The sequence below is a fragment of the Novosphingobium sp. KACC 22771 genome (assembly GCF_028736195.1).
Lineage (GTDB): Bacteria > Pseudomonadota > Alphaproteobacteria > Sphingomonadales > Sphingomonadaceae > Novosphingobium.
Window position 1 is genome coordinate 2679220 of the sequence record NZ_CP117881.1, and the last position, 24692, is coordinate 2703911.

At 64.2% G+C, this 24692-nt stretch carries 25 protein-coding genes; 14 read left to right on the forward strand and 11 right to left on the reverse strand.

All coding sequences use genetic code 11. From position 1 onward, the window contains the following. Nucleotides 1-11 precede the first annotated feature (11 nt). Nucleotides 12-728: a ribonuclease PH gene (gene rph, locus PQ467_RS12405; RefSeq protein ID WP_274173704.1), complete on the forward strand. Its 717-nt coding sequence runs from the start codon at nt 12-14 to the stop codon at nt 726-728. Between the two features lie 57 nt (nt 729-785). Next, nucleotides 786-1406 carry an RdgB/HAM1 family non-canonical purine NTP pyrophosphatase gene (gene rdgB / locus PQ467_RS12410; protein WP_274173705.1) on the forward strand — a complete coding sequence of 207 codons (621 nt, stop codon included), beginning with the start codon at nt 786-788 and terminating at the stop codon, nt 1404-1406. A 280-nt stretch (nt 1407-1686) separates the two neighbouring features. Here the strand turns inward: rdgB and PQ467_RS12415 are convergent, their stop codons facing one another. Continuing rightward, nucleotides 1687-2232: a CAP domain-containing protein gene (locus PQ467_RS12415; protein ID WP_274173706.1), complete on the reverse strand. Its 546-nt coding sequence runs from the start codon at nt 2230-2232 to the stop codon at nt 1687-1689. 44 nt (nt 2233-2276) lie between these two features. Here PQ467_RS12415 and hemW point away from each other — a divergent pair, with 44 nt between their 5' ends. Together hemW and PQ467_RS12425 are read left to right on the forward strand one after the other, a co-directional pair. Further along, the gene (gene hemW / locus PQ467_RS12420; protein ID WP_274173707.1) at nt 2277-3425 is read left to right on the forward strand and encodes a radical SAM family heme chaperone HemW; all 1149 of its coding nucleotides are present in this window, start codon (nt 2277-2279) and stop codon (nt 3423-3425) included. Beyond that, entirely contained in the window at nt 3422-4342 is a 921-nt protein-coding gene (locus tag PQ467_RS12425) for a tyrosine recombinase XerC (protein WP_274173708.1), read from the forward strand. Before hemW ends, PQ467_RS12425 begins: the two co-directional genes overlap by 4 nt. Here the strand turns inward: PQ467_RS12425 and PQ467_RS12430 are convergent. From PQ467_RS12430 to rsmI, 4 genes are read right to left on the reverse strand one after another with little or no spacing between them, the layout of a single operon-like run. Then, nucleotides 4339-5412 carry an acyltransferase family protein gene (locus PQ467_RS12430; RefSeq protein ID WP_274173709.1) on the reverse strand — a complete coding sequence of 358 codons (1074 nt, stop codon included), beginning with the start codon at nt 5410-5412 and terminating at the stop codon, nt 4339-4341. The two genes, PQ467_RS12425 and PQ467_RS12430, sit on opposite strands and share 4 nt — an antisense overlap. Beyond that, nucleotides 5412-6413 carry a glutathione synthase gene (gene gshB / locus PQ467_RS12435; RefSeq protein WP_274173710.1) on the reverse strand — a complete coding sequence of 334 codons (1002 nt, stop codon included), beginning with the start codon at nt 6411-6413 and terminating at the stop codon, nt 5412-5414. The genes PQ467_RS12430 and gshB overlap by 1 nt, the downstream gene beginning before the upstream one ends. A gap of 22 nt (nt 6414-6435) precedes the next feature. Then, the gene (locus PQ467_RS12440; RefSeq protein WP_274173711.1) at nt 6436-6807 is read right to left on the reverse strand and encodes a YraN family protein; all 372 of its coding nucleotides are present in this window, start codon (nt 6805-6807) and stop codon (nt 6436-6438) included. Between the two features lie 10 nt (nt 6808-6817). Continuing rightward, nucleotides 6818-7645, reverse strand: a complete 828-nt coding sequence (gene rsmI, locus PQ467_RS12445) for a 16S rRNA (cytidine(1402)-2'-O)-methyltransferase (RefSeq protein WP_274173712.1) — start codon at nt 7643-7645, stop codon at nt 6818-6820. 63 nt (nt 7646-7708) lie between these two features. Here rsmI and PQ467_RS12450 point away from each other — a divergent pair, with 63 nt between their 5' ends. The 4 genes from PQ467_RS12450 (at nt 7709) to PQ467_RS12465 (ending at nt 12412) form a co-directional block, all read left to right on the forward strand. Next, a complete protein-coding gene (locus tag PQ467_RS12450; RefSeq protein ID WP_274173713.1) occupies nt 7709-8860 on the forward strand; it encodes a penicillin-binding protein activator in 1152 nt (383 codons plus the stop codon). 66 nt (nt 8861-8926) lie between these two features. After that, on the forward strand, nt 8927-10924 hold the full coding sequence (gene parE / locus PQ467_RS12455; RefSeq protein ID WP_274173714.1) for a DNA topoisomerase IV subunit B: 1998 nt from the start codon (nt 8927-8929) through the stop codon (nt 10922-10924). Continuing rightward, a complete protein-coding gene (locus tag PQ467_RS12460) occupies nt 10924-12000 on the forward strand; it encodes an acyltransferase family protein (protein WP_274173715.1) in 1077 nt (358 codons plus the stop codon). Before parE ends, PQ467_RS12460 begins: the two co-directional genes overlap by 1 nt. A 1-nt stretch (nt 12001) precedes the next feature. Further along, nucleotides 12002-12412, forward strand: coding sequence for a GFA family protein (locus PQ467_RS12465; RefSeq protein ID WP_274173716.1), 411 nt, complete (start codon nt 12002-12004; stop codon nt 12410-12412). A gap of 21 nt (nt 12413-12433) precedes the next feature. Here the strand turns inward: PQ467_RS12465 and PQ467_RS12470 are convergent, their stop codons facing one another. Continuing rightward, nucleotides 12434-13174, reverse strand: coding sequence for a glutathione S-transferase family protein (locus tag PQ467_RS12470; protein WP_274173717.1), 741 nt, complete (start codon nt 13172-13174; stop codon nt 12434-12436). A gap of 341 nt (nt 13175-13515) precedes the next feature. Here PQ467_RS12470 and PQ467_RS12475 point away from each other — a divergent pair, with 341 nt between their 5' ends. Beyond that, the gene (locus PQ467_RS12475) at nt 13516-13800 is read left to right on the forward strand and encodes a hypothetical protein (protein ID WP_274173718.1); all 285 of its coding nucleotides are present in this window, start codon (nt 13516-13518) and stop codon (nt 13798-13800) included. A 107-nt stretch (nt 13801-13907) separates the two neighbouring features. On the opposite strand, the gene PQ467_RS12480 is transcribed toward PQ467_RS12475, so the two are convergent. Together PQ467_RS12480 and PQ467_RS12485 are read right to left on the reverse strand one after the other, a co-directional pair. Next, nucleotides 13908-15131, reverse strand: coding sequence for an exo-beta-N-acetylmuramidase NamZ family protein (locus PQ467_RS12480; protein ID WP_274173719.1), 1224 nt, complete (start codon nt 15129-15131; stop codon nt 13908-13910). After that, nucleotides 15128-15661 (reverse strand): DOMON-like domain-containing protein, encoded by a 534-nt coding sequence (locus tag PQ467_RS12485; protein WP_274173720.1) that lies wholly within the window; start codon nt 15659-15661, stop codon nt 15128-15130. The genes PQ467_RS12480 and PQ467_RS12485 overlap by 4 nt, the downstream gene beginning before the upstream one ends. A gap of 45 nt (nt 15662-15706) precedes the next feature. Between PQ467_RS12485 and tyrS the strand changes: the two genes are divergently transcribed. The 4 genes from tyrS to PQ467_RS12505 all read left to right on the forward strand — a co-directional run bounded on the left by tyrS (nt 15707) and on the right by PQ467_RS12505 (nt 19445). Further along, the gene (tyrS, locus tag PQ467_RS12490; RefSeq protein ID WP_274173721.1) at nt 15707-16936 is read left to right on the forward strand and encodes a tyrosine--tRNA ligase; all 1230 of its coding nucleotides are present in this window, start codon (nt 15707-15709) and stop codon (nt 16934-16936) included. Nucleotides 16937-17058: 122 nt separating this feature from the next. Further along, on the forward strand, nt 17059-17391 hold the full coding sequence (locus PQ467_RS12495; protein ID WP_172338917.1) for a PilZ domain-containing protein: 333 nt from the start codon (nt 17059-17061) through the stop codon (nt 17389-17391). 99 nt (nt 17392-17490) lie between these two features. Beyond that, nucleotides 17491-18741, forward strand: coding sequence for an MFS transporter (locus PQ467_RS12500; protein ID WP_274173722.1), 1251 nt, complete (start codon nt 17491-17493; stop codon nt 18739-18741). After that, a complete protein-coding gene (locus PQ467_RS12505) occupies nt 18741-19445 on the forward strand; it encodes a dienelactone hydrolase family protein (protein ID WP_274173723.1) in 705 nt (234 codons plus the stop codon). Before PQ467_RS12500 ends, PQ467_RS12505 begins: the two co-directional genes overlap by 1 nt. Here PQ467_RS12505 and hisI read toward each other — a convergent pair. Further along, nucleotides 19442-19813: a phosphoribosyl-AMP cyclohydrolase gene (hisI, locus tag PQ467_RS12510; protein WP_274176153.1), complete on the reverse strand. Its 372-nt coding sequence runs from the start codon at nt 19811-19813 to the stop codon at nt 19442-19444. The two genes, PQ467_RS12505 and hisI, sit on opposite strands and share 4 nt — an antisense overlap. Before the next feature lie 361 nt (nt 19814-20174). Further along, nucleotides 20175-20918, reverse strand: a complete 744-nt coding sequence (locus tag PQ467_RS12515) for a ComF family protein (RefSeq protein WP_274173724.1) — start codon at nt 20916-20918, stop codon at nt 20175-20177. A gap of 82 nt (nt 20919-21000) precedes the next feature. Between PQ467_RS12515 and PQ467_RS12520 the strand changes: the two genes are divergently transcribed. Beyond that, nucleotides 21001-21768: a methyltransferase domain-containing protein gene (locus tag PQ467_RS12520; protein WP_274173725.1), complete on the forward strand. Its 768-nt coding sequence runs from the start codon at nt 21001-21003 to the stop codon at nt 21766-21768. A gap of 220 nt (nt 21769-21988) precedes the next feature. Here PQ467_RS12520 and ppdK read toward each other — a convergent pair whose 3' ends face one another. Next, a complete protein-coding gene (gene ppdK / locus PQ467_RS12525; protein ID WP_274173726.1) occupies nt 21989-24652 on the reverse strand; it encodes a pyruvate, phosphate dikinase in 2664 nt (887 codons plus the stop codon). Nucleotides 24653-24692: the final 40 nt, after the last annotated feature.

The window sequence follows — 24692 nt, forward strand, 5'->3', positions numbered from 1 at the left end:
AAAGGCCTGCCATGCGTCCCTCTGGCCGCGCGCCCGACGAAATGCGCGAGATCGAAATCATCACCAACTTCACCAAGCATGCCGAAGGCAGCGTGCTGGTCTGCTTTGGCGACACCAAGGTGCTGGTCACGGCCAGCGTTGAGGAACGCGTGCCTCCGTTCCTGCGCGGCAAGGGTGAAGGCTGGGTGACGGCGGAATATTCGATGCTGCCGCGCGCCACCCACACCCGCGGCAGCCGCGAGGCCGCCAAGGGCAAGCAGTCGGGCCGCACGCAGGAAATCCAGCGCCTGATCGGCCGTTCCTTGCGCGCCGTCACGGATCTGAAAAAGCTGGGTGAACGTCAGATCACGCTGGATTGCGACGTGATCCAGGCCGACGGCGGCACGCGCACGGCCTCGATTTCGGGCGCCTGGGTGGCGCTGCGTCTGGCCATCAACGGCCTGATGGCCAAAGGCCTGATCGCCGAAGACCCGCTGCCGCGCAAGGTGGCGGCGGTTTCCTGCGGCATCGTCAATGGCGCGGCGGTTCTCGATCTTGATTATATCGAGGATTCGGGCGCGGATGCCGATGCCAATTTCGTGCTGATCGAAGGCGGCCAGATTGCCGAGGCGCAGGCCACCGCCGAGGGCGCGACCTATGACGAAGAAGGCCTGCTGCGCCTGCTGCGTCTGGCCCGCATCGGCTGTGATCGCATTTTTGCCGCGCAGGCCAAGGCGGTCGGGGCTTAATTGCCCCGCCGCCCTGCCGTACAACACCCAAATATCCGCCAAAGGGATCCAGCACCGATGACCAGACTTTCCGGCAAGATCGTGATCGCCACGCATAATCTGGGCAAGCTGGCCGAGATGCAGAAGATGCTGGCCCCTTATGGATTGGAATGCGTGTCGGCGGGCGAACTCGGGCTGGAAGAGCCCGAGGAAGTCGGCAAGACCTTTATCGAAAACGCGCTGATCAAGGCCCGTTTCGCGGCGGTGGAAAGCGGCCTGCCCGCGCTGGCCGACGATTCGGGCCTTTGCGTTGATGCGCTGGGCGGGCGCCCCGGCGTCTATACCGCCGACTGGGCCGAGCGCCACTGGTACGAAGGCCCCGAGGGCCGCGACTGGTTCATGGCCATGGGCAAGGTCGAAGGGCTGTTGTGCGAACAAGGGCCCGACGTCGGCCGCGCAGCCCATTTCGCCTGCGTGCTGGCGCTGGCATGGCCCGATGGCGTCGATGCCGTCTATGAGGGCCGCGTCGATGGCGCGATGACCTGGCCCCCGCGCGGGCGTCTGGGCTTTGGCTTTGACCCGGTGTTCATCCCGCGCGGCTATAACCAGACCTTCGCCGAAATTGCCCCTGCCGATAAGGCCAAAATCAGCCATCGCGCCGATGCCTTTGCCAAGCTGGTGGCGGATCAGTTCGGGTAAGGGTTTTCGGGGGTTTATAAGGTTTTATGCCGCCGGCGGGCAAAGGGCGGGGGCCCTTTGCAATCCCGTTACTGTTAAAGTTGTGCCAATGGGCGGCCAAAGCACTATGGACGTAATGTTGAAATTTGAAAGCCTGCGGCGCGGTTAGATTTAAGCTTGCCGCGCCGCAGGCTTTCAAAACCGTTGCCTATCACGCTTCGGCGGAAATCACGCACAACCCCATAATGGGATTGCAAAGGGCCCCCGCCCTTTGCCCGCCGGAGGCAAACCTTCCCCCTGATTACGGCACCTTCTGCCCAAAAATATTCCCGGCGGGCCAATAACGGCACACCAGCACATCATCACGCCGCCCCCGCGCCATGGCGCAGCCGACCTTTTGCGTTCTGCGCCAGACGATCTGGGTGTAATGGGCCACATTGTGCCAATTGCCGTCGCGGGTGACGGCGGGAAAGGTGCCGGGCAAGAAATCGTCGCGTTCGGCTATGAATTGTTCGATCATCGCCTCGATCGGATAGGCGCCCGCTGTTCCCATGAACAGGTTTTCGCCCGCTTTTTTGCGGCGCTGGGCGGAGGCGTGTTCGAACTGCCCGCTGCGCGCCAATTCCTGCGCCCAATCGAGCGCGCCTTTGGCCAGCGCCTCGTCCCATACCAGCGGCGGCTCACCCATCCGGCCCCTTTCGCGGTTGTGCGCGGCCAGAGCGCGGGCCGCGATGGCGGGCGCCATCGCCGGGGGCGCCGCGCCATAGAGCGCCACCGGGGCAATCGTCGGGGCGGCCATGGCGGAGCCGCCGATCAGGCAACAGAGGACAAAAGCAGGGCGCATCATACGCAACCCTTGACATCACACCCTTAAACCCGCGTGAAGAAACCATGGCGCGCGCACTTTATATTCACTGGCCCTTCTGTCTCAAGAAATGCCCCTATTGCGACTTCAACAGCCATGTGCGCGATGGGGTCGATCATGATCTTTGGCGCCGCGCGCTGTTGTCCGATATGCGCCACGAGGCCGAAGTGGCGGGCGGCGAGGCGCTGGAGAGCATCTTTTTCGGCGGCGGCACGCCCAGCCTGATGCCGCCCGCGCTGGTCGCCGCCTTGCTGGAGGAGGCGCAGCGGCTCTGGGGTTTTGCGCCGGGCATTGAGATCACGCTGGAGGCCAATCCGTCGAGCGTGGAGGCCGCCAATTTTGCCGCTCTGGCCGTTGCCGGGGTCAACCGGGTGTCGCTGGGGGTTCAGGCTCTCGATGATGCCGCGCTGCGCTTCCTTGGGCGGCTGCATGGCGTGGACGAGGCGCTGGCCGCGCTGGGCGTGGCGCAGGAGCATTTTGCCCGCGTCAGCTTCGACCTCATCTATGCCCGCCCCGATCAGAGCGCGCAGGCATGGGAGGCCGAACTTGGCCGCGCCCTCGCGCTGGGCACCGATCACCTCTCGCTCTATCAACTCACCATCGAGGAAGGCACGCGCTTTGCCACGCTGGTCCGCGAGGGGGCCTTTGCCCCGCTGGAGGATGATCCGGCCGCCGACCTGTTCGCCCTGACCCGTGCCATCACCGCACGCGCCGGATTGCCCGCCTATGAGGTTTCGAACCACGCAAAGCCCGGTCAGGAAAGCCGCCACAACCTGACCTATTGGCGCTATCACGACTATGCCGGGATCGGGCCGGGGGCACATGGACGGCGCGGCGGCTTTGCCACCACTCGGCACAAGAAGCCCGAAAACTGGCTCACCTCGGTGGCGGGCAAGGGCCATGGCACGCAGGAGGAACGCGCCCTTGGAATTGCCGAACAGGGCGCGGAGGCGGTGCTGATGGGCCTGCGTCTGGCCGAGGGGATGGATGTGGGCGCGCTGGCCGCCCGGTTGGGTCTGATGCCCGGCGATCTGATCGAGGCGGACAAACTGGCGCTCTTTGCCCGCCAAGGGCTGATTTGGCAGGAAGGCCCGCGCATTGGCGCGACCGAGGCCGGGATGCTGGTGCTCAACAGCCTGATCGCGGAAATCACCCCCGATGGCTTGGCCGGATGAACGAGGCCGCCGCCTTCCTCGCCGCCCGCGCCGAAGTGCTGGCGGCATGGCACGCGCATCTGACCGATGCCCGCCGCCGCAGCCCGCATACGGTGCGCGCCTATATGGCCACGGCGGGGCGGCTGATGGATGCGCTGGAGGCCTATGACTGGGCCGCGCTGGCGCGGATCGACACGGCGGGCCTGCGCCATTTTCTGGCCGAGCGGCGCGACGATGGCATCGCCAATATCTCGGTCGCGCGCGAATTGTCGGCCTTGCGCGGTTTCCTCAGCTTTGCCCGCGAAAAGGCCGGGATAGTCAAGCCCGCTCCGCCCCGCCTGCGCGGCCCCCGGGTCAAGCGCGGCATCCCGCGCCCGGTCACGCCCGACGAGGCGACCGACCTGGCCGATCTGGTGGCCGTCAATGCGCGCGATGACTGGCAGGGCTTGCGCGACCGGGCGGTGCTGCTGCTGCTCTATGGCGCGGGGCTGCGCATTGCCGAGGCGCTGTCGCTGACCGGAGCGGATTGGCCGATGGGCGACCGTTTGACCATCACCGGCAAACGGCAAAAGCAGCGCGTGATCGCCATCCTGCCCGCCGTGCGCGAGGCGATTGCGGCCTATCTGGCCGCCTGTCCCTGGCCGGTCGAACGGGACAAGGCGCTGTTTCGCACGGTAAAGGGCGCGGCGCTCTATCCATCGGCGGTGCAAAAGGCGGTGGCCGATGCGCGCGGGTTGCTGGGCCTGCCCGATACGGCCACGCCCCATGCGCTGCGCCATTCCTTTGCCACGCATCTGCTGGGCGCGGGGGCGGATCTGCGCTCGATTCAGGAGTTGCTGGGCCATGTCAGCCTGTCCTCGACGCAGGTTTACACACGGGTCGATGCCGCCGTGCTGCTCGACGCCTATCGCAATGCGCACCCCAGAGCGGAAGATTAACCCCGGAACCACCCGTCAATCCGGGGCCGCATCCAGCGCAGCACCGGCACCTCGACCCAGCGATAGACCGCCACGGACAGCGTCACCACGGCCAGCGTTACCAGTCCCGCCCATGGCAGCCACGGCAGCGCATCATCGCCCAGCCAGTCCTGCACCGCCAGTGCGCCATGCACCACCGGCAGATGCACCAGATAAAGCGCAAAGGACGCATCGCCCAACAGGATCAGCCAGCCCTGTCGCGACAGCCATCCCGACAGCGCCCCGCCGCCAGCACCAAAGATCCAGATGAACAGCGCCATCAGCGGCAGATAGGCCAATTGCATCCGCCACACATCAGGCAGGCCCAGCAGCGGATAGGCCACCATCGCACACAGCAACAGCCCCAGCGCGACCACCTCTGCCCCCGTCCCGCCCCGGCGCGGCAGGCGATAGACCAGCATCCCGACGAGAAAATCGAGCAGGCGCGTCACCGGGCTGATATAGGTCAGCCAATGGGTCAGGGTAGGCTCATCGCCCGCAAGTATTGCCCCCTGCCCCGATGCCACGCGCCAGACCACCACGCCTAGATTAAGCCCCAGCAGCCCCGCCGCCAGCCAGCCGAGCCTGCGCAGCGGCATCAGCGCCAGACCGGCAAAACAGGCATAGAAAAACGCCTCGTCCGACAGGCTCCAGCTTGGCTCGTTGATGGTGAAATACCAATCGGCGCGCGGCACCCATGCCTGAAGCAGCAGCAGGTTGACCGCCACCTTGGGCCATCCCTCCTGCCCCAGCGCCAGCACCGCCAGCGGCACGCCGACCAGCCAGTGCAGCGGCAGCACCCGCGCCAGCCGAAGCGTGAAATAGTGCGCGGCCCCGATCCGGCCTTCTACCAGCCTCGCCTGATAGGTATGGGCGAGGATATAGCCCGAGAGCATGAAGAAGAAGGACACGCCCGCATAACCCTCGTGAAAGAGGGTGCGCGCGATGGGCTGCAACGCGTTCGGATATTCGGCCAGCGGCCAGAGATGCGAGGCCAGCACCGCCAGCGCCGCGAAGAACCGCAGCGCCGTCAGTTGATCGAGACGGATCATTACGCCGCGATCATATCCTTATGCCGCCGCTCGATCGCGGCCCAGATCATGCCGCCGCAATCACTGTTATTGAACCGGTCGATGGCGACAATGCCGGTGGGCGAAGTCACGTTGATTTCGGTCAGCCATTGCCCGCCGATCACGTCAATGCCGACAAAGACCAGCCCGCGCGCGCGCAGTTCCGGCCCCAGCACGCGGCAGATTTCCGCCTCGCGCTCGGTCAGCTGCGTCGCCTCGGCGCTGCCGCCAACGGCAAGGTTGGAGCGGAATTCGCCCTCGCCCGGACGGCGGTTGATCGCGCCCGCCACCTCGCCATCGACCAGCACGATGCGCTTGTCGCCTTTGGAAACGTCGGGCAGGAAAGGCTGCACCATGAAGGGCTCCTTCCACATCTGGGTGAACACCTCGATCAAGGCGCCCAGATTGTCGCCGCTGGCGGGCACACGGAACACCGCCTTGCCGCCATTGCCATGCAGCGGCTTGATCACCAGATCGCCGCCGAAACCGCGCTCGACCATACGCTTTTGGAATCCGCGCACATCCTCGATCCGGCGCGCGACCAGCGTGGGCGGCATGAATTGCGCAAAATCGAGCACAAAGACCTTCTCCGGCGCATTGCGCACCTGTTCCGGGTCATTGATGACCAGCGTCGTGCCTTTGAGCTTTTCAAGGATATGCGCGCCGGTGATATAGCCCAGATCGAAGGGCGGGTCCTGACGCATCAGCACCACGTCGATATCCGCGCCAAGGTCGATATTGGCAAATTCGCCCAGCTTGTAATGCGATTCGTCCGCCTGCGGGCGATGCACGATGACGGGGGCGGCCCATGCCGAAACCCGGCCCTTGCCATCCTCTGTCGATTCCCATGCCAGCGTGCCGACATCGTAATACCACAGCAAATGCCCCCGCGCCTGCGCCGAGAGCATCAGGGCAAAGGTGGAATCGCCCGCAACATTGATCGAGGGCAACGGGTCCATCTGGACGGCAATACGAAGCGACATTGGCAAAATACTCCAGCACCGATCAGATCGGCATCCATGCGTTGGCGATGTGGCGCACCATCGCGCCGGGCGCAAGCAGCAGAATATCTATCCGCATGTCATCGCCGGCTTTCGCATAGTCCGGCCACAGCAATTCTGCCGCGCGCGCCACGCGGGTCAGGCGGCGCTGGTCGATGGCAAAATCGAGGTCGGCCTCGCGGGCGCGCCATTTAACCTCGACGAAAACCACCAAGCCCGGCTGGCGGGCGATAATGTCCACCTCGCCACGCGGGGTTTTGACGCGCTGGGCCACAATCTCGAAACCTTGATCGCGCAGCCAGTCGCAGGCCAGTGTTTCCCCATGCCGCCCCCGCGCCTCGGCGGCGATGCGGTCGGCCTCGCGTTTCCAGTTCATTGGGCACAGTTCATTTCAAGGTCAAAGCCAAAGCATAAAGCGCCTTGCGATCCAGCCCGGTAGCCTTGGCCACGGCGGCGGCGGCCTGGCTCGGCTTCAACTCGCGCAATTGTTCGCGCAGCAATTTCTCCGCATCCTCCATGCTGGCCGCCTCGGCCACCGCCGGGCCGACCATCAGCACGATCTCGCCGCGCGGCGGATTGGCGGTGTAATGTTCGATCAGTTCATCGGGCGTGCCGCTGCGACATTCCTCGAACATCTTGGTCAATTCGCGCGCCACGGCCACCTCGCGCCCCGGCAGGACCTTGGCAATCGCGGCCAAAGCATCGGTCAGGCGCGGCGCGGTTTCGTAAAACACCAGCGTCGAGGGCACCACCGCCAGCTCGGCCAGCGCATGTTCGCGCGCCTTTTCCTTGGGTGGCAAAAATCCCGCAAAAAGAAAGCGATCCGAAGGCAGGCCCGATAGCGTGATGCCCACAATCGCCGCGCTGGGGCCGGGGATCGAGGTGACGGGGATGCCCCGCTCGCGGCATTCGCGCACAAGGCGATAGCCCGGGTCCGAGACCAGCGGCGTGCCCGCATCCGAGACCAGCGCCACCGGATGATCCGCCATCAGCGCCAGCAGGCCGTCGCGCGCGCGCTCGTCGGCGTGGTCGTCATAGCGGATCATCCGCGCCTTGATCTCCAGATGCTGCAACAAGCGCCCGGTAACCCGCGTATCCTCACAGGCCACCGCCGCTACGTCTCGCAATGTCTCGATAGCGCGCAGGGTGATATCGCGGAGATTGCCAATTGGCGTGGCGACAATATACAGGCCGGCAGAGAGTTTTTGTTCCATAGGTCAGCTTCATAGCAGGGCCGAGCGGAGCAAGCCAACAGGACAAAAAAGATGGAGCAGCCCATGGCCCCCGCAAACCGCACGCTTTGGCGTAAAAGCGTGGCGCTTGGCGCGACCGCGCTGATCTCTGCCTGTACGGTGGTGCCCAAGGGGCCGGTGGAAACGCCCAACACGCCCCCCCCGCCATCCGCGCAATTGCCCACCGACGAAGGCCGCCACCGCATCGCGCTGCTGGTGCCGCTGTCGGGCCCCGGGGGCGCAGTGGGTCAGGCCATGGCGAATGCCACGACCATGGCCTTGCTGGACACCAATGCCACCAGGATCCGCATCACCACCTATGACACCGCCCCCGGCCCGGCGGCGGCGGCGGCCAAGGCGCTGGCCGATGGCAACCGGCTGATACTGGGGCCGATGCTGGGCGATGATGCGCTGGCCGTGGCCAAGGTGGCGCGTCCGGGCCATGTGCCGGTGATCTCGTACACGGGCGATGCGGGCGTGGCGGGCAATGAGGTTTACGTGATGGGGGCGGTTCCGGCCCAATCCATCGCCCGCGAGGTCAAATATGCCCGCGCTCAGGGCCTGACGCGCTTTGCCGCGCTGATGCCGCTGGGCAATTATGGCGAGCGGGCGGGCAATGCCACCATCGCGGCGGTGCGCGCGGCGGGCGGCACGCTGGTCGGCATGGAAAGCTATGACCGGACCAAGGGTTCGCTGACGGCGGCGGTGCGGCGGCTGAAAGGGCGCGGGGCGTTTGACGCGGTGGTGATCGGCGATACGGCGGCTATGGCCGCGCAGGCCGCGCCTTTGCTGAAGATCGCGGCGCCGAATTTGCGCATTCTGGGCAATGAACTGTGGGCAGGCGAGGCCGTGGTGGCGCGCACGCCCGCGCTCAACGGCGCATGGTTTGCCGCCCTTTCGGATCAGCGCTTTGGCCGGTTCACCGAAAGCTACAAGGCGCGCTTTGGCCAATCGCCCTATCGCGCGGCCACGCTGGGCTATGACAGCGTACTGCTGACTTTGCGCATCGCGCGCGAATGGGCGCCGGGGGCGCCCTTCCCCACCGGGCGCCTGGTGGATCGGGGCGGTTTTCTGGGACTGGACGGCATCTTCCGGTTCAACGCCAATCAGGTGATCGAGCGCGCCTTGGAAGTGCGCGAGGCGCGCGGCGGGGCGGTCAATGTCCTCAGCCCCGCCCCCGTCCGCTTCGAGGACTGAGGTTTCAGGGGATTTTGGGGCCGCCCGGCTTGCGTTCAGAGCCAACGCCGGTCTAGTCTGTCGGTCATGTCGGACGATCTGTTTGAAACCCCACGCGGCCCCTCGGGCGAAACCTATGACGCCAATGCGATCGAGGTGCTTGAGGGCCTTGAACCGGTGCGCCGCCGCCCCGGCATGTATATCGGCGGCACCGACGAACGCGCGCTCCATCACCTTGTGGCCGAGGTGCTGGACAATGCGATGGACGAGGCCGTCGCGGGCCATGCAAACCGCATCGAGGTCATTTTGGAGGAGGAGGCCGGAACCCCCGGCCGCATAACCATCATCGACAACGGCCGCGGCATCCCCGTGGGCGAGCACCCCAAGTTTCCCGGCAAATCCGCGCTGGAGGTGATCCTTTCAACGCTCCATTCGGGCGGCAAGTTTTCCGGCAAGGCCTATGCCACCAGCGGCGGTCTGCATGGCGTGGGCATCAGCGTGGTCAATGCGCTCTCGACGCTGACGCGGGTTGAGGTGGCGATCAACAAGGAATTGTTCGCGCAGGAATTTTCCAAGGGCCAGACCCTCGGCCCGATCAAGAAGGTCGGCGCGGCGCCCAACCGGCGCGGCACCAGCGTACAGTTCACGCCCGATACCGAAATTTTCGGCACCGACGCCCGCTTCAAGCCTGCCCGCCTGTTCAAACTGGTGCGCTCCAAGGCCTATCTGTTCGCAGGCGTTGAAATCCGCTGGAAATGCTCCCCCTCGCTGGCCTCCGACGATGTGCCCGCCGAGGCGACGTTCCAGTTCCCCGGCGGCCTTGCCGACCATCTGGCCGAACAGATTGCCACGCGCGAATGCGTAACCGCCGCGCCCTTTGCCGGATCGCAGGATTTTCCCGGCGAGATGAACGGCCGCGTCGAATGGGCGATCGCCTGGCCGCTGTGGTCGGAAGGGGCCTATTCCTATTATTGCAACACCATTCCCACGCCCGACGGCGGCACCCATGAACAGGGCCTGCGCGCGGCGCTGACCAAGGGCATCCGCGCCTTTGGCGATCTGGTGGGCAACAAGAAGGCCAAGGACATCGCGCCCGAGGACGTCGTCGTCGGTTGTGAAGCGATGCTCAGCGTCTTTATCCGCGATCCGCAATTCCAGTCCCAGACCAAGGACCGCCTGACCAGCCCGGAAGCCGCGCGTCTGGTGGAAAATGCGGTGCGCGACCATTTCGACCATTTCCTGACCGACAATATGGATCGCGGCAAGGCGCTGCTGGGCCATGTGATGGAGCGGATGGACGAGCGTTTGCGCCGCAAGGCCGAGCGCGAGGTCAAGCGCAAGACCGCCACCAATGCGCGCAAGCTGCGCCTGCCGGGCAAGCTGACCGATTGCAGCGGCGAAGGCGAAGGCGAGACCGAATTGTTCATCGTCGAAGGCGATTCGGCAGGCGGCAGCGCCAAGCAGGCCCGCGACCGCAAAACTCAGGCCATCCTGCCCATTCGCGGCAAGATCCTGAACGTGGCCAGCGCCAGCCTCGACAAGATCCGCGCCAATCAGGAAATCGCCGATCTTTCGCTGGCGATGGGCTGCGGGCTGCGCAAGGACTGCAACCCGGACCTTTTGCGCTATGACCGCATCATCATCATGACGGACGCCGATGTCGACGGCGCGCATATTGCCACGCTGCTCATGACCTTCTTCTTTCAGGAAATGCCCGATGTCGTGCGCAAAGGTCATCTCTATCTGGCCCAGCCGCCGCTTTACCGCCTGACCAGCGGCAAGGAGAGCGCCTATGCCCGCGATGACGCGCACCGCGCCGAACTGGAAAAGACGAAGTTCAAGGGCAAGAAGGTCGAAGTAGGCCGGTTCAAGGGCCTTGGCGAAATGAACCCGCAGCAATTGCGCGAAACCACGATGGACCCGGCCAAGCGCAGCCTCGTGCGCATCACCCTGCCGCAGGAATATGAGGACCGGGCGCAGGTGAAGGATCTTGTCGACCGCCTGATGGGCCGCAACCCGGAACACCGCTTCCACTTCATCCAGAACCGCGCCGCCGATATCGACCCCGAAATGATCGACGCCTAATGGCCACCAAGGCGCATTTCGAGGTGCTGGACGGGTTGCGCGGTGTCGCCGCGCTGCTGGTTCTGGTGTTTCATATCAGCGAGATCCTGTCCAAAGGCGTGATGGCGGACAATTGGCTGCCGCACGGCGCGCTGGCGGTGGATTTCTTCTTTGCGCTCTCGGGGTTTGTCATCGCCCATGCCTATGACCGGCGCATGGCCGAGGGGCTGGGCTTTGGCGGGTTTATGCTGCGCCGTTTTGTCCGGCTGCACCCCATTGTGCCGCTGGCCACGCTGATCGGCGCGCTGGCATGGGTTTACGCCCCCTTCCCCCATGCGGCGCATGTGGTCGATGGGCGGTTCTGGACGGCGGTGGTCATGGGGCTGGTCCTGCTGCCCTATCCCACCTTGGCGGACCGGGCGGAGGACACCCATTCGCTCGACGGGCCGACATGGACGCTGTTTCAGGAATATATCGGCTCAATCGCCTATGGGCTCGTGCTGCATCGCCTTTCGCCCCGCGTGCTGGCCTATTTGCTGATCCCGGCGGGCGGGCTGCTGGCTTGGGGGGCTGTGGCCTATGGCAATCTTTCGGTCGGCTGGGGGTGGAGCCATTGGTGGATGGCGGAGGCGCGGTTGGCGTTTCCCTTCATCTTCGGCATCCTGCTGCGCCGCATTCTGCCGCACCTGACGCCTTTGCGGATGAGCTTTGGCGGATTGGCCATCGTGATGACCATCGCCTTTGCCGCAGGCGTTCCGGGGGGCAAGCCGGGCTGGGCCAATGGCCTGCTGGAATTTGCCTATGTCGCCCTGCTCTTTCCGCTGATCATCCTGATGGGCGCCCATTCGCGGATGAGCGCGGGGATGCGTAAAGTCGCAAAGGCGCTGGGGCGTCTGTCTTACCCATTGTATATTATCCATTATCCCTTCATCTACTGGTATTGGGATATGGCGCTTGACCCGCGTCCGCATGATCTGGCCCTCTGGGCGCCGGTGCTCTACATCGGCTCGGTGGCGCTGGGCTGGGCGGCGCTGCGGCTGTGGGATGAACCCCTGCGGCGCTGGGCCACGGCGCGCTGGATCGCCAAGGAGAATTGAAATGACTCATAATGGCCAGTGCCTGTGCGGCGCGGTGAAGCTCTCGATGGAAGGTGATCCGATTGCCGCACGCATGTGCTGGTGCCGCGATTGCCAAAGGCTGGCCAGCGGGTCGGCCACGGTCAACGCGCTGTTTGCGCCTGAAAACGTGACGGTGACGGGACCGGTTACGCTGCATCACAAGACCGCCGACAGCGGCAATACCGTCGAGCGCGCCTTTTGCAGCGCATGCGGCAGCCATGTGTTTTCGCGCCCGCTGCTCGATCCGCCGGTGGCCTATCGCATCCGGGCGGGGGCGCTGGACAATCCCGAGATTGCCCGGCCCACCGGCATCATCTGGACCAGCAGCGCGCCATCATGGGCAGTGATGGACCCGGCGCTGCCGCAATTTCCCAAAGCGCCGCCAGCCTGATGCCAGCAGCGCCCGGGGGCCTCAATCCTGCGGGCGCAGCTTTTCCATCGGCACTTCGGCAAACATCTTCTGCACCGCCGGACGCGCATTGATCTGGGCGATCCAGCGCGACAGATGCGGCGCATCATCGGGATTGACCAGTTCGGGGAAGCTGTAATTCATGCCATTGGCGATGGCGAAATTGCAGATATCGGCCAGCGTGAACATATCGCCCGCCAGCCACTCATGGTCGGCCAGATGGTCGTTGAGGCGCGTGACCGAATAGGAAATCTTGCGCATTTCTTCGTCGATCAGGTCCTGCGGGAAACCCTCGCGCGCGCGGCGCCATTTGACCTGCTGTTCAAACACCGGGATGGCCGCCACCTTTTCCTCAAAGGCCTCGTCGCTCATCCCTTTGACCATATTGCCGACATAGCGGTGCCAGCCAATGGTCGAGACGCACCAGCAGAAATATTCATCGACCCACTTGGTCCAGATCCGCATTTGCGCGCGGCCATAGGAATCGGCGGGGCGCAGCTTGACCTCGCCGGGGTGTTCATCCTCCAGATATTCGCAGATCACCGTGCTTTCGGTAATCACCTTGTCGCCATCGACCAGAGCGGGCACCTGTCCTCGCGGATTGATCGCCTTGAACCAATCCTGATGATGTTCAAAAATGGCCGGGTTCAGGCGATGCCCTTCGAATGGCGTTCCCTTTTCATAAAGGGTGAGCAGCGGCTTCATCGAATTGGCGGCGGGACCGAAGGAATAGAGTTTGAGCATCGTCTGGGCATCCTCTTGTGCTTTGCCCCCGACCTTATGAAATGTAAGCAATGCATACAAGTGGTGGGAAAAATACCCGGCAGATTCCTCCCCCGGCGTTGATGCGATTGACTCCGTCGCCGTTCAAACCGCGTATTTTGGTCCATGAATTCAGCCGCCTGCTGCGGCACCGGCAAGCTCGGCAGGAAAAATTACGAACTATGCAACCTATCAGCCGCCTGAGCATTCCAAGCAGCAGTCAGGCGAAATGCCGGACAGGTGCCGCCCGACCTGAACGCGACCGCGCATGTTCGCAAAAGGGATCGGGCGGTTATCCATTGCAGCAAAGACAGGGGAATTGGATGAACATTTATCGCAAATCGCTCGCTCTGGTCATGTCCGCAGCGGTAGGCCTTACCCTCGCTGCTTGCGACAGCAAGAAAGAGGATGCGATGGAATCCGCCGCGGACTCGACCCGCAGCGTCGCTGATTCCGCTGCCGATGCCATCGAAAGCAGCGCCTCGACCGCTGCCGCTTCGGCAGAGTCCAAGGCCGAAGCCAAGGCTGATGCGGTTCGCGCCGCCGGTGATGCCAAGGCCGACAAAATGGAAGAAAAGGCCGATAAAATGGACAAGGCTCCCAACTAAGGGGCGCTTTTATAATCGGATGATTATTCCCGCCGCGGCACCATGCCTCGGCGGGAATATCATTTTGCGGCAGAATCTCCAGCAAGCTTGCCCAATCGCCACGGCGATCAGTAAAGCAGATAGGGCCGGATTTCCTCTGCCCAGCGCGCCTCGTCGGGCAAAGTGATCGCATCGAGATCACCCGCAACCGATCCTGCATCATCCACCCACTCGCGCAAGGCAGGACCGCCATTAATCACGTCGATGGCCAGACGCGTCAGTTCATACTCATAGGGAAAATCACGCCACAGCGGATAATCGGGATAGAGCCGCCGGATCGCCTTGAAGGCCAGCGCCTGCAAACGCCAGGGGCGGAAGGCGTGGTGGTCATAAAAGCCGCCCTCGGCATGGATCATCAGCGCGCTGCATAATTGGCCGGAATGCTTGTGAAACGTGGGCGTGAACCAGCATTCGCGCAGGGCGCAGCCGGCCATCCATTGCGGCGCGAATGCCTGCATTTCGGCCAGCACGGCGCGCGCATCCACATCGGGCGCGCCGAACAGCACCTCCAAAGGCCGGGTCGTGCCGCGCCCTTCGGACAGGTTCGTGCCTTCCAGCATCACCGTTCCGGCATAAGCGCGGGCCATGTTGAGGCTGGCCGCATTCGGGCTGGGGTTGATCCAGAGGCGTTCCTCGGGCCAGCCAAAACCGGCAAGGCCAGCACGCGCCGGAGCATCGGGCGTCCAGCCCTCCATGGTGATGACGCGGTAATCAACGTCCAGCTTGTAATGGTCGACGAACCAACGCCCCATCTCGCCCAGCGTCAGGCCGTGACGCATCGGCATCGGCCCGGCGCCAACAAAGCTCTCCTGTCCGGGGATCAGCGTCAGCCCCTCGATGGGCCGCCCCGCCGGATTGGGCCGATCCAGCACCCAGACCGACTTGCCCGTGCCCGATGCGGCCTCAAGCAGGTAGAGCAGCGTGGTGACGAAAGTGTAGATCCGGCAGCCAAGATCCTGAAGATCGAACAGGAAAACGTCGGCCGTGTCCATCATCGCCGGGGTCGGACGGCGCACCTGGCCATAAAGGCTGAACACCGGAATGCCGAGCGCGGGGTCGAACTCGTCCTCGGTCTCGACCATATTGTCCTGCTTGTCGCCCTTCAGCCCGTGCTGGGGCCCAAAGGCGCTGGTCAATTTGATGTCGGGGCATGCCGCCAGCGCATCGAGGCTATGCACCAAACCTGCGGTCAGCGAGGCGGGATGCGCCACCAGCGAGACGCGCCGCCCCGCCAGAGGGGCGCGCAAGGAAGGATCAGCGAGCAGGCGATCAAGGCCGAACAATACAGTCATGGTGCCTCCGCTGCCGCAAGCTGGAGCGTGAAGCAAGAGCGCTTGTGAAAATCGGGCCGCCCGGCCCCATGCGCCAGCGCCCAATAGGATTTATGGCCGCCTGTTTCCTCGATAACGGCCGTCAGGCCCGCGCAATCGGCCCCCGTCAGGATGGCGCGCGTCAGGCGGACCTCGCAGATTGCCGCATCGCCCGCCCGCGTCATGGCGATCGCCGGGGCGACGGGCATCTCCGCATCATGCCCGCCCTCGCGATAATCGGCGAAGCCATAGGTTGCCCAGCGCGACGAGGGCGAGAAATTGAACTCCTGATAGGTCGCCCCCGCGCGGCCCAGAAACAGCTCGAAACAGGTGGCTTTCCAAAGGTCGTCATGGCGCCCCGGCGTCTCGTGCGCGGGCAACACCAGCCCCCCCGCACCGACCACGCGATAGCGCAGCACCAGCCCATCCCCGCGCGCATCCCAATCCACATCCACCGATTTCACCCCCAAAGGCGGGGTTTGCGGATGACATATCAGCGAGAAAGTTCCCAAAATGATTTCTCCATGCTAGGCGGCGCGCTCAATCAAGAGGCAAACATGACCGAATACAAGTCCGACCTGCTGCGCCTGCTGTCCGAACGCGGCCATATCCACCAGTTGACCGATGCTCATGGGCTCGATGCCCTGGCGCAAAAAGAGGTGGTGGTGGCGTATAACGGCTATGACGCGACGGCCTCGTCGCTGCATGTCGGCAATCTGGCCTCGGTGATGCTGCTGCGCCGCCTGCAACAGGCCGGGCACAAGCCCATCGCGCTGATGGGCGGCGGCACAACCAAGGTGGGCGACCCCAGCGGCAAGGACGAATCGCGCAAGCTGCTGACCGAGGAGACGATTGCCTCGAACATCGCAGGGATCGCCAAGGTGTTCCACCGCCTGCTCCGCTTTGACGACAGCGCCACCGGCGCGCAGATGGTCAACAATGCCGACTGGCTGGACCAGCTTGGCTATATCGACCTGCTGCGCAATGTCGGCCCCCATTTCACGGTCAACCGCATGCTGACGTTTGATTCCGTCAAGCTGCGCCTGGATCGCGAACAGCCGCTGACCTTCCTTGAATTCAATTACATGATCCTTCAGGCCTATGATTTCCGCGAGCTGGCGCTGCGCCATGGCTGCCGGTTGCAATTGGGCGGGTCGGACCAATGGGGCAATATCATCAACGGCATTGAATTGACGCGCCGGATGAACGGGATCGAACTGTTCGGCCTGACCACGCCGCTGTTGACCACGGCCGATGGGGCCAAGATGGGCAAGAGCGTCAATGGCGCGGTGTGGTTGAATGAAGAACTGCTGCCCCATTATGATTTCTGGCAATTCTGGCGCAACACCGATGACCGCGACGTGGGCCGGTTCCTGCGCATCTTCACCGATGTTCCGCTGGACGAGATCGTCCGCCTCGAAGCCCTGCAGGGCAGCGAGATCAACGCGGCCAAGGTCGTGCTGGCCAATGAGGTGACGAAGCTGGTGCGCGGGGATGATGCCGCCAAGGCCGCCGAGACCACCGCCAGCGCCACTTTTGCCGGGGGCGGCCTGGGCGCGGATCTGCCCGTTTGGGCAGTGCCGGCCGAGGGCTGCACGATCATCGATGCGCTGGTCGGAATTGGATTTGCGACGAGCCGTGGCGAGGCCAAGCGCCTGATTGCGGGCGGCGGGGCCAAGCTGGACGGCGTTGCGGTAAGCGACGAAAATCAGGCCATTAGCCTTGAAAGCGGAGAAATCCGCCTTTCTTCGGGCAAGAAGAAGCACGGCATTCTCAAGCCCTTGTGATGGATTGGGGGGCGGCAAGCGCTTGCCGCCCCCACCGGCAGCCAATTGCCATATTTACCATTTTTTCGCCATTTGTGTCCTAAAAGCATCTCCTTGACGTATTTCATGCAGGAGATTGACACATGGCTTCAGGGGCACAGCTTTCGGTCACCGAACTGCGCCGCGCCGCGCGCCATCCGGTCAGTTTCCGGGTGGTGGCCGAGCACCGGCGCGAGGGCGATGTGATGCTCGACATCGCCAATATCTCGATCCACGGCTTTATGGTGGGCAACAAGGTTGAATTGGGACGCGGCGAGCGCGTGACGATCCGCCTTCCTGTTGTCGGGCGCATTGAGGCGCATCTGATCTGGTCCACCGATGACCGATCGGGCTTTCAATTTGAACGGATCATCCGACAGGACGATTTCACCAATATGATCGCCGCCTTGCAACCCAATCCGCGCCTGCGCCGATAATAGCGGGCGCCGACCGGCGGCGCCCACAAGTCAGATTTCGCACGTCCCAAGCACTGTTATCTTGGCAATCGGCCCCGTACCTGCCACAGCGGCGCGGTGATGGAGCCAACCAACCCTCTGCAAATCGCGGACTATCGCCGTTTTTGGACCGCCCGCTTCCTGTCATGGCTGGCCGGTTCGGGGATGGTCGTCATTATCGGCTATCAACTGTACGATCTGGCGCGCCAATCCTATGGCATGACCATCGCCCAGGCCTCCTTCATGCTGGGGGTCCTGGGCTTTGTGCAATTCGTGCCGATGCTGCTGCTGACGCCGGTTTCGGGCGTGGTGTCGGATCGGTTTGACCGGCGCAAAGTGGGCGCGATGTCGATCTCGGTCGATATGGCGATGGCCTTCACGCTGGCGATCACCACCTGGCAGGGCTGGCTCACCCTGCCGCTGGTGCTGTTTCTGGGCATGGCGCATGGCACGGCGCGGGTGTTTGTCGGGCCTTCGGTCGGGGCGATCGCGCCGATGATCGTGCCACCTGCACTCCTGCCGCGCGCGATTGCGATGAATTCCATGGCGATGCAGGCGGGCACGATTACCGGCCCTGCGGTGGCCGGCGTGCTGTTTGGCTGGCATCCCTCGCTGTTCTACTGGATGGCCGGGGTTGCGCTTTGCGTCTCGGCGCTGTCGCTGCTGATGATCCGGCCCCTGCCCGCCCATGCCGAAAACCGACGCACCCATCCCATGCGCATGGCGCTGGAAGGGTTGACCTTTGTGAGAAGCAATCCGTTCCTGCTGGGCTGCATCACGCTGGATCTGTTTGCCGTGCTGCTGGGGGGGGCCACGGCGCTGCTGCCGGTCTATGCGCGCGACATTCTGCATGTCGGCCCCACGGGTCTGGGCCAGATGCGCGCGGCCCCGGCGGTGGGCGCGGCGGTGCTGGGCGTTATCTTGTCGATCAAACCGTTGGAGCGCCGGGTGGGCATCACCATGCTGGGCTCGGTCGCACTGTTTGGCGCGGCAACGGCGGTGTTTGCCGTCTCCACCCATTATGCGCTCTCGCTGGCCATGCTGGCGGTGCTGGGCGCGGCGGATATGATCAGCATGTTCGTGCGCTCCACCCTAGTTCAGATGCACACGCCCGATGCCATGCGCGGGCGGGTTTCGGCCATTTCGGGCCTTGCCGTCGGCGCCTCCAATGAATTGGGCGAGATGGAATCGGGCATTGCCGCATGGCTGCTGGGGGCGCAGGGCGCGGTGCTGTTCGGCGGGATTGGCGCGGTGGTGGTAACGCTGCTCTGGGCCTTTCTCTTTCCGCAAATCCGCAAAGCCAATCGCTTTACCCCCCAAGAGGATGATTGATGATGCTTCAGTCTGTTTCCTATTCCGACGGTGATGTCGCGCTGACCGGCTGGGTGGCGCGTCCGGCGAGCGCGCCTCGCGCCGCGATCCTGATCTGGCCGACCATCGCCAATGTCGGCCCCGCCATCGAGGCGCGCGCCGCCGCTCTGGCCGAGCAGGGCTATCTGGCCTTTGTCGGCGATTTCTACGGCGCGCCGGTGGCCAGTTTCGAGGCTTCCTTCCCGATGGCCGCCGCATTGCGCGGGAATTGGGATGGCTATCGCACCCGCCTGCATGCCGCGCTTTCGGCGCTGCGCGCCCTGCCCGGCACCGAGGGTTTGCGGATCGGCGTGATCGGCTATTGCATGGGCGGTCAGGCCGCGCTCGAACTGGCGCGTGACGGGGCCGACATTGCCGCCGCGGTCAGCTTCCACGGCGTGTTTGACACCGAAAAGCCCGCCGCCCCCGGCGCGATCAAGGCGCGCATTCTCGTACTGCATGGCGACGCCGACCCGCTGGCCCCGCGCAGCGCCGTCATCGGCCTTTGGGAGGAACTGGACGCGGCCGGCGCCAATTGGCATTTCCATTCCTATGCCAATGTGCGCCACGGCTTTACCGACCCGGAAAGCGACGCACGCGGCAAGGACTTCCTTGGCTATAACACCAGCGCCGACCGCCAAAGCTGGGCCGCGATGCTCAGCTTCTTCGACGAGATCTTTGCTTAATCGATCCGCTTCAGGGTGTCCCCGTCAAGCTTGCGATAAAAGCAGCTGGGGGCGCCCGTGTGGCAGGCCGGGCCTTCCGGCCTGCACAGCATGACCAGCGCGTCCTGATCGCAATCGACGCGAATTTCCTGCACCCGCAGGAAATGGCCCGAGGTTTCCCCCTTCAACCACAGGCGCCCGCGCGAGCGCGAATGGAAATGCGCCAGCCCCGTCTCGCGCGTCTTGTCCAGCGCCTGCGCATCCATAAACGCCACCATCAGGATCTCGCGGCTGTCCGAATCGACGGCAATAGCCGTTAACAGACCCTGCGCGTCAAAACGCGGCATGAAGGTGGAACCGGATTCGCGCTCGATATTCCCGGCGGACATACGTAAAAATTCCCGTTCAGGGCGCCTCAACCCTCTGCTGGGCGCGGTGATGTTGCGCGATAACCACAACTGGGGGCGAAAATCCACACCTGCTGTCATCGCCTCTTTATCTTTGGCCCGAAAAGTTGAAACAATTTGGTCACGATCTTGAGGGAGATCGCATTTGACCAGGCAGCGGAACGCGCCACGGTTCAGGGAAATGCCAGCCAGCGCTGAAAGAGCGTTGAGCGGTAGAGAATGAGGGTTCAGGTGTGGTGGCCCATCAGGGGGGGACATCAATCGCGCTGAAAAGCGTCGCCTATCAGTTTCGTCACGTGAACGCCCGGGGGTTTATTCCTCCGGGCGTTTTCTTATGCGCCGGTTAAGGCAGCGCCTCGCCATGGACGCGGGCGAAACAGGCCACGATCACCCGCGCCGCGCCCGCCTGCTCCAGCGCGGCGATGCAGGCATTGGTGGTGGCCCCGCTGGTCAGCACATCATCGGCAAGGATCACCTTGGCCCCATGCAGGCGCGCCTTGCGAGCGGGATGCAGGGCAATCGCGCCAGTCAGCACTTTCTCCCGCTCCCTCGGCCCAAGACCGCCCAGCATCGGCGTTTTCCGCCGCCGCACCAGCGCATCGACCATCGGCCGCGCGCCGGTGTGCCGGGCGATCTCCTGCGCCAAGAGCGCCGATTGGTTAAACCCCCGCCCCCACAGCCGCCAGCGATGCAGCGGCACCGGCACCACCAGCCAGCCCGGCCCGACATCGCGCGCCCTTAACCGCGCCGCCATCAAGCGGCCCATCAATCCGGCCAGCGCCACCCGCCGCCCGTGCTTGAGCGCGATCACCAACTGGCGCGAGGTGTCATTGTAGAGCGTGGCAGCCGCGACGCCATGATGGCGCGGAGCCTCGACCACGCAGGTATGGCACAGCAGATCGTCATGGGCGTGGGAGGCCGCTTCGCTGCTAAACGGGCGCTGACACATCCGGCACGCAGGATCGCCCGGCATGGCCAGCCCCGACCAGCAGGCCGCGCAAAGCCCGCCCTGTTCATGCACCCCTTCGCCGCAAAGCGGGCAGCGCGGGGGAAACAGCAGGTCGAGAACAGGCGAGAGGCGACGCATGGACGAAAGTCTAATGGCTGCTTTTGCCGGGGCAAGCGCGAAGATCCTTGCAGGCGAACGGCGCAAGAGGCAGGACGGGCGCATGAGTCAGCCTCCCCGCATTTTCGCGCCGCAACGGCGCCTTGCCGCCCGCCGTCGGGCTATGGTCCTGCAAAATCAGCCCAATGCCGCGCATTATCTGCTCGATGACATGGTTGAGGATGTCCTCGAACGGCTCTCCTTTGTCCAGATGGTGCCCAAACGGGCGCTGGTGGTGGGCGATTGGACCGGGACGCTTGCGGCTGCGTTGCGCGCGCAAGGCGCCAAGGTCGTGGAAGCCGATCCGGCGGGGCTGCGCGGGGCGATGGTGCTGGATGAGGAGCAGCCTTACCTGCTGCGCGATTTCGATCTGATCGCCTCGCTGGGCACGCTCGACACGGTGAATGATCTGCCCGGCGCGCTGATCCATATGCGCCAGGCGCTGGCGCCGGGGGGCCTGATGATCGCCAGCTTTGCCGGGGCCGGTTCGCTGCCTGCGCTGCGCGCGATCATGATGGCCGCCGATGGCGAGCGCCCAGCGGCGCGGATGCATCCGATGGTCGATGTGCGCGCCGGGGCGCAATTGCTGCAACGCACAGGCTTTGCCGATCCGGTGAGCGATGGGCGCTCGGTCAAGGTGCGCTTCCGCTCGCTGGCGGGATTGGTGGGCGATATTCGCGCGCAGGCATGGGGCGGGGTTTTGACAGAAGGCGGGCCGCCGATTGGCGAAGCCGGTTATGCACGCGCTCTGCTGGCCTTTGATGAACAGGCCGAGGATGGGCGCGTGACCGAGGTGTTCGAGATTTTGACGTTGAGTGGGTGGAGAAGGTGAAAGGGATAGGTGCGAGGGACTCGTCCCTTGCGCTCCCGTTAATGTCCGCGTTGCGGGTCGGGTTCGGCGTTATGTGTCGGACGCGTGGTTGAAATGATAAAGCCTGCGGCGCCTTATCCTAGCGCCGCAGGCTTTTATTTATTCAACGTCTCGGATCAGGCGCACGCCCCTTAACGGGATTGCCAAGGGACGAGTCCCTTGGCCCGCCGGATGCAAAACCTTACCCCAAAGCCGCCTGCGCCGCCGCCAGACGAGCGATCGGCACGCGGAAGGGCGAGGCCGAGACATAATCCAGACCCGTCTTTTCGCAGAAGGCGATGGAGGCCGGATCGCCGCCATGCTCACCGCAGATGCCCAGCTTGATGCCCGGCAGCGTTTTGCGCCCGCGCTCAGCGGCCAATTCGACCAATTGACCCACGCCCTCGACATCGAGGCTGACGAAGGGATCGCGCGCATAGATGCCCTGCTCGACATAGGCCGAGAGGAAGCGGGCCGCGTCATCGCGCGACACGCCCAGCGTGGTCTGTGTCAGGTCATTGGTGCCGAAGGAGAAGAACTTGGCCTCCTCGGCAATCTCGCCCGCCATCAGCGCCGCGCGCGGCAATTCGATCATCGTGCCGACGAGGTAATCCAGCACCTTGCCCTTTTCGGCAAAGACTTGGCGCGCGGTGCGGTCAACCAGAGCCTTCAGGATCGAAAGCTCCTTCTTGGTCGCCACCAGCGGGATCATCACTTCGGGCACAACCGCCTCGCCCGAGGCCAGCGCCACATCGACGGCGGCCTCAAAGATCGCGCGTGCCTGCATCTCATAGATTTCCGGGAAGGTGATCCCCAGACGGCACCCACGATGGCCCAGCATCGGGTTGAATTCATGCAATTCGCCCGCGCGGCGCTTCAAGGTTTCCACGCCAATGCCGATGGCATCCGACAGTTCGGCAAATTCCGCGTCGCCATGCGGCAGGAATTCGTGCAGCGGCGGATCGAGCAAGCGGATCGTGACCGGCAGGCCCGCCATGATCTCGAAGATCGCATGGAAATCGGCGCGCTGTTCGGGCAGCAGCTTGGCCAGAGCGGCGCGGCGACCGTCCTCGTCTTCGGCCAGGATCATCTGGCGAACAGCCGAAATGCGGCCCGCGTCGAAGAACATATGCTCGGTGCGGCAAAGGCCGATGCCCTCGGCGCCAAAGTTGCGCGCGGTGCGGCAGTCCTCGGGCGTTTCGGCATTGGTGCGCACCTTCATGCGGCGATGCTTGTCGGCCCAGACCATCAGCGTGCCGAAATCGCCCACCAGTTCAGGCTCGATGGTCGGCACGGCGCCGCCCATGATGTCGCCCGTCGCGCCGTCCAGCGTGATGATGTCGCCTTCCTTCAGATCACGCGTACCGATCTTGAGGGTGCGGCTGTTCATGTCGATGCTGACCGCGCTGGCGCCCGAGACGCAGGGGCGGCCCATGCCGCGCGCCACCACGGCGGCGTGGCTGGTCATGCCGCCGCGCGCGGTCAGGATGCCCTTGGCCGCGTGCATGCCGTGGATGTCTTCCGGGCTGGTTTCGACGCGCACGAGGATGACGCTGTCGCCCCGCTCGGCCCGCGCCTGCGCCGTTTCGGCGTCTAGCACGATCGCGCCCGAGGCCGCGCCCGGCGAGGCGGGCAGCCCCTTGCCCAGATAGTCGCGCTCCGCCTTGGGGTCGAGCGTGGGGTGCAGCAGTTGGTCGAGCGCCATCGGATCGACGCGCTTGATCGCGGTGGCTTCATCGATCAGGCCTTCGCCCACCATATCGACGGCCATCTTCAGCGCGGCCTTGGCCGTGCGCTTGCCGCTTCGCGTTTGCAGCATCCACAGCTTGTTGCGCTCAACGGTGAACTCGATGTCCTGCATGTCCTTGTAGTGCTTTTCCAGCAATTCAAAGACAGCGGCCAGCTCGGTGTAAGCCTCAGGCATCGCCTCTTCCATCGAAAGCGGCTTGGCCCCGGCGCGTTCGCGGGCAAACTTGGTCAGATATTGCGGCGTGCGGATGCCCGCCACCACGTCCTCGCCCTGCGCGTTGACCAGCCATTCGCCGTAATAGGCCTTCTCGCCGGTCGCCGGATCGCGGGTAAAGGCAACGCCGGTGGCCGAGGTGTCGCCCATATTGCCGAACACCATCGCCTGCACGTTGACGGCCGTGCCCCAATCGCCCGGAATGTCGTTCAGGCGGCGATAGACCTTGGCGCGCTCGCTTTCCCAGCTGTCGAACACAGCGCCGATCGCGCCCCAGAGCTGTTCATGCACATCCTGCGGGAACGGGCGGCCCAGTGCCTTTTCGACGATGGCCTTGTATTCACCGACCAGCGCCTGCCAATGCTCGGCTTCCAGTTCAACATCGGCGTAGAAACCGTTGTCTTCCTTGACGATTTCCAGAGCGTCCTCGAACAGGTGATGGTCAATGCCCAGCACCACGTCGGAATACATCTGGATGAAACGGCGATAGGAATCCCAGGCAAAGCGCGGGTTGCCCGAACCCTGCGCCAGCCCCTGCACCGTCTCGTCATTGAGGCCAAGGTTGAGCACCGTGTCCATCATGCCCGGCATCGAAACCCGCGCGCCCGAACGCACCGAGACCAGCAGCGGATTGGCGGTATCGCCAAACTTGCGGCCCGTGGAGCTTTCGACATGCGCCACGCCTGCGGCAACGCCAGCGCGCAGATCGGCGTCAAAGCTTTTGCCATTGGCGTTATAGGTCGCGCAAACTTCGGTGCTGATCGTGAAGCCCGGCGGGACCGGCAGACCAATACCGGCCATTTCAGCCAAATTGGCGCCCTTGCCCCCGGCGATTGTCTTGTCGCGGCTGCGCGGGTCGGTCGAATTGGCGCCACCACCGAAATAGAATACGTATGCAGACATGATTAGACCAAGCCTCCCAGAACGAATCGGCCTTCGTAGT